3 protein-coding genes are annotated in these 2,977 nt (G+C 37.6%); 1 reads left to right on the top strand and 2 read right to left on the bottom strand.

The annotated features are described in order from the left end of the window. Nucleotides 1-1,038: site-specific integrase (locus AC27G3_RS18035; protein ID WP_487124005.1), on the top strand; the 1,038-nt coding region annotated here is incomplete at its 5' end. Here the strand turns inward: AC27G3_RS18035 and AC27G3_RS18030 are convergent. Then, a complete protein-coding gene (locus AC27G3_RS18030) occupies nucleotides 1,039-1,587 on the bottom strand; it encodes a replication/maintenance protein RepL (RefSeq protein ID WP_487124003.1) in 549 nt (182 codons plus the stop codon). Nucleotides 1,588-2,023: 436 nt separating this feature from the next. Next, nucleotides 2,024-2,737, bottom strand: a complete 714-nt coding sequence (locus tag AC27G3_RS18025; protein ID WP_487124002.1) for a hypothetical protein — start codon at nucleotides 2,735-2,737, stop codon at nucleotides 2,024-2,026. Nucleotides 2,738-2,977 lie beyond the last annotated feature (240 nt).

The raw sequence follows: 2,977 nt of genomic DNA, 5'->3' as shown, positions 1-2,977 counted from the left end.
ACTTTGAAAATGAGCATTCTCATGCGAGTTTTTAAAGTGAAGCGACTACCGAGCAGACAAACGCTCTTTGACGATGGATCACAATTTAAACTTAAAACGAGATCCATTGTTATGAATGAAAAAACACAATCTGATTACATCAAACTAGCTGAGAATTTTTACAAAAAACGATTAGCTGGTGATGACATTACACCGAAGAAAATCACAGACGCTTTGAAAGATGCAGCATTTGACTATAGACCTGCATACTGGCGTAAGCTGCGTAATGCTTTAGCATACGAACAGCAAGTCAAGGGCTTTAAAAAATCTGCTGATAGAATCAACGAGACAAAAAATCCTTTAACTGCTGTAGATGCACCAGAGATGCTTAAACGACAAGTTAAGCGCAAGCAAAAACGAGTTAAAAGCATTAATCAAAGCGATTATGACAAGGTTTTAAACAATCTAAACCCTAATGATATTGAGCTTAAAGCGGCATTGACCATAGCAGAATTAACAGGCTGTAGACCTGCTGAAATGCTTAATATTGAGATTGATTTGCCCTATGAAATCACTATCAAGGGCGCAAAAATCAATGAAAAAGGCGATAGAGGTTTAGATAGAAAATTGACGTTAGAATATAATGATTGCTTTGCTATTAGCCAAGCTGTAGACGTACTGAAATCAGGCGATACAGACGATTTTAAGACTGACATAATGCACAGAATACAGGAGCGATTGGCAACGCTAACTAAATCAACATTTCCGCGCAGAAAAGCCCAGATGACGCTATATAGCTTTAGGCATCAATTAGGCTCTGACTTAAAAGCCAGTGGCTTGAGTCGTGTTGAAGTTGCTTACATTATGGGGCATCAATCAACTAAATCAGTAAGCGTTTACGGTGATAAACGAACAGCTAACGGCAAAATAGCTGTAAAGCCAGCAATAACAATGGCTGAACAGCAAAAGTTAGTTAGGGTTAATCACGAAAAATCACCTAAAATCAATACTCCCGAACATCATAAATCAAGTGATTATGATGGTGGCTTTTCAATGTAATTAATTATCCAGAGGTAACTCTTGCTGATTTTCATTTCTAGCTTTGCTGCCTCGCTCGATAACTGTTGTGAACGCTATCCTATTGCCATTAAACACAAAGTTAGGGTTTATAAAATAAGCACCTTTACGCATTGTTTTCGCTATGATTTTGGCTTTTTCAAGCTCGTTTAAGCCGCGTTTAAATGTTGCATGGCTTATGCTTTTTGGTTCGTGTACTTCACACCATTCTTCAAGCGCCATGTGGTCAAGGATTACTTGGTCTTTCCCGATGGCTCTGTGCTGAACCATCCAAATTAAAACAGAAAATGTTTTAATTCCTGCTGATTTTAAATCAAAAGTCAGTGCTATGTTTGCACTAAATAACTTAACAAATTCAGCATCATCAACTTTCTTGTATGTCACTACTGACGTTCCGCTTATCTCACCAGTGGATTGATTAACGAGTACATTGTTATCTTTCCCAAGTGCGCTAACAGTCACTTGCTTATTGCTTGTGTTAATCGCCATATCTTTGAGAAATGGATTTTCTTTATATCTTTGTAAGCTCAAAATCGACCTCTTTTTTGAGATTGACAATCTCATAAAATGGAATGCAAAGCTCAATATACAGATATATTTTGAGCCTGTAAAGATATATTTTTGAGCCTGCTTGGTCTTAAAGTTGAGCTTACAAGTCTGTGTTTTGAAAAATACCCCCCTTATTTTAAAGGGCTGTAGCCATTTCCCTTCTTATTATCTTATTAAGTGAGGTTTGAGGAACGAAAACCGACTACCGCGCTACGCTTGCTTACTCATTTTTTAAGTGCGATTTCGTACCTCAATCACCCTGAAAAAATCGAGTTCTATTAAAAAACAAAAAAATAATTGTGCATTGGGGAGTGATTGCCGGGAGTAGTGTTGAGTTGCTGTGTGTAAAATCTCTGATTTTTCCACAGTAAATCAATGCGGTTTTGCGTAGCAAAAAATCCCAGCAATTGAGCGACCTTTAGCTGAACAGGGCTTTCAGCTTGTCTAAAAAGCCCATATTTTGATATGTATTAAGCCTTTTTGACTTGGTTTTTAATGAATCTTTAGCCTTGGTTAACTCAGTTTCATTGAGTTTTAACAGTGTTTCGAGTTCTCCCACACGTTTTTCACTTCCCAAAAGCCGTTCTGCTTGGGCTACGCCCTGCGCCAACTGGCTTTTTAATGTGTCTATCTCTTGTTTCTGTAGTGCTATGGTGTGTTCATGTGCTTTAAGTTGCTCTAAAAGCTCCTGAGAGCGATTCTCAGCCATTTTTAACTTGTTTTGCTGGTTTGCTATGGCTTTTTCCTCTCTAACGGCTAGAAACTCGTTTAAATCGCTTTCAGAGATAGGGAAATTTGGCTTGGTTTCACGATAAATCGTATTAATAAAGCTCGCTGATAACTCTAAATTTCTCAAAAATGGATAATTACAAACAATTGAATATGCACGTTTCCAACTGTCAAAAGTAGATAGATTCCATGCCAAACCGCCTTGTGCGGTTGGGGATTCTATAAATTCTTTCCATGTTTTAAAGCCTGATTTGCCGATGATTGAGTTTTCAATATCTTCGGCTTTTGGCTTACCACGTTTCAAAATATGACTGAGATTTTGATTAACGTAATCCATGAATTCAAGCCAACGATCACCAGATTCTGAGCCTAACAGCTCAATCAATTTTTCAATTTCAGTCATGAGAAACCACCATATTTAAACTTGTATTTTTTACCATTGTTACACATTTGCTTAAATATGTAAAACTGTAAAAATTACGGGTTTTACGTATTTAGGTTTTTGTCGCACTTGAAACCATACTTACATATTGATAAAATATGTAAGTATGGGGGTGTTGAGGAAGTATGACGAGCGAAACCCCGTAAGGAGCTTGCGACTGGAGTGGGTGTAGAACCCCTTTGTTTGTGAGTGTACGAGCGA

Source organism: Colwellia sp. SU-HH01217 (assembly GCF_057543495.1).
The sequence above is the reverse complement of the archived record's forward strand: the minus strand, read 5'-3'. Positions and strand labels throughout refer to the sequence as shown.

What these genes read in the sequence shown, in the direction of transcription:
- AC27G3_RS18025 (WP_487124002.1), bottom strand. Translation starts at nt 2,737, where the DNA reads ATGACTGAAATTGAAAAATTGATTGAGCTGTTAGGCTCAGAATCTGGT.